The 1,169-nt window shown below is 75.5% G+C and carries 2 protein-coding genes and 1 riboswitch; of the genes, one reads left to right on the forward strand and one right to left on the reverse strand.

Going from position 1 to position 1,169, the window contains the following annotated elements:
* Positions 1-361, reverse strand: a 361-nt coding sequence (locus SSNG_RS09660; protein WP_241695214.1) for an FAD-dependent oxidoreductase, incomplete at its 3' end; no start/stop codon positions are given.
* Positions 362-528: 167 nt separating this feature from the next.
* A riboswitch (TPP riboswitch) is annotated at positions 529-641 on the forward strand.
* On the opposite strand from SSNG_RS09660, the gene SSNG_RS09665 reads away from it, so the two are divergent.
* Positions 639-1,169 (forward strand): FAD-dependent oxidoreductase (locus tag SSNG_RS09665; RefSeq protein ID WP_129593384.1); only part of this gene is annotated, 531 nt, incomplete at its 3' end. (Overlaps the previous riboswitch by 3 nt.)

A 1,169-nucleotide genomic window follows, 5' to 3' on the forward strand; every position in this document is an offset into this window, starting at 1 on the left:
GCAGCCGGGCGGCGTCGTCGAGGGTGCGCAGCAGGTGGACGCCGGGGACCCCCTCGGTGCCGGGCAGGGTCAGCGGCACGGCTCCGGTGGCCAGCACGAGGACCTCGTACGGGACGGGGCCGGCCTCGGTGTCGACCTCGCGGGCGCCGGCCCGGAGCCCGGTGACCTCGACGCCGAGGCGCAGGTCGATGCGCAGGCCCTCGAAGTCCACCTCGAACGCGGAGTCCTCGGCCTTGCCGAGCAGCACCGCCTTGGAGAGCGGGGGCCGGTCGTAGGGCTGGTGGGGTTCGGCGCCCAGCAGGGTCACGGGGCCGTCGTAGCCCTGTTCCCGCAGGGCCACGGCGGTCTGCACGCCGGCCATTCCGGCGCCCACGATCACGACGCCGGGGTTCGTCTGTTCCGTCTGCTCACTCACGCCGCCCACCCTAGTGAACTGACGGGCCGTCAGGAACAGTGGGCGGAAGATCGCGGGCCCGGCACCGGGGAGGCAGCCTTACCGGGCTCCGGCCCCGGGGTTAGTCTGGCCACCGTACCTATCGCGGGAGTCCGGGCGCACCGGGCTGAGAGGGAGGCTGGCCGGCCTCCGACCGTACGAACCTGATCCGGGTCATGCCGGCGAAGGGAGGGGCTGGACGCCCATGCACTCATCTCGGAACGGATCCGGCAGGGGATCCGACGTCCTCGTCATCGGGGGCGGCATCATCGGCCTGGTCACGGCCTGGCGGGCGGCCCGGCACGGCCTGCGCACCGCACTCGCCGACCCCGACCCCGGGGGCGGCGCCGCCCGGGTCGCCGCCGGCATGCTCGCCGCCGTCACCGAGCTCCACTACGGCGAGGAGACCCTGCTCGGCCTCAACGTCGCCTCCGCCGCCCGCTACCCCGCCTTCGCCGCCGAGCTCACCGAAGCCAGCGGCGGCATGGACCTCGGCTACCGCGCCTGCGGCACCCTCGCCGTCGCCCTCGACGCCGACGACCGCCTCCACCTGCGGGAACTCCACGCCCTCCAGCGCCGCTGCGGCCTGGAGTCCGAGTGGCTCACCGGCCGCGAATGCCGCCGCCTGGAGCCGATGCTCGCCCCCGGCGTACGCGGCGGGCTCCGCGTCGACGGCGACCACCAGGTCGACCCCCGCCGCCTCGCCACCGCCCTGCTGGCCGCCTGCGAGCGGGCG

The organism is Streptomyces sp. C (assembly GCF_000158895.1).
In the GTDB taxonomy this organism is placed as follows: domain Bacteria; phylum Actinomycetota; class Actinomycetes; order Streptomycetales; family Streptomycetaceae; genus Streptomyces; species Streptomyces racemochromogenes.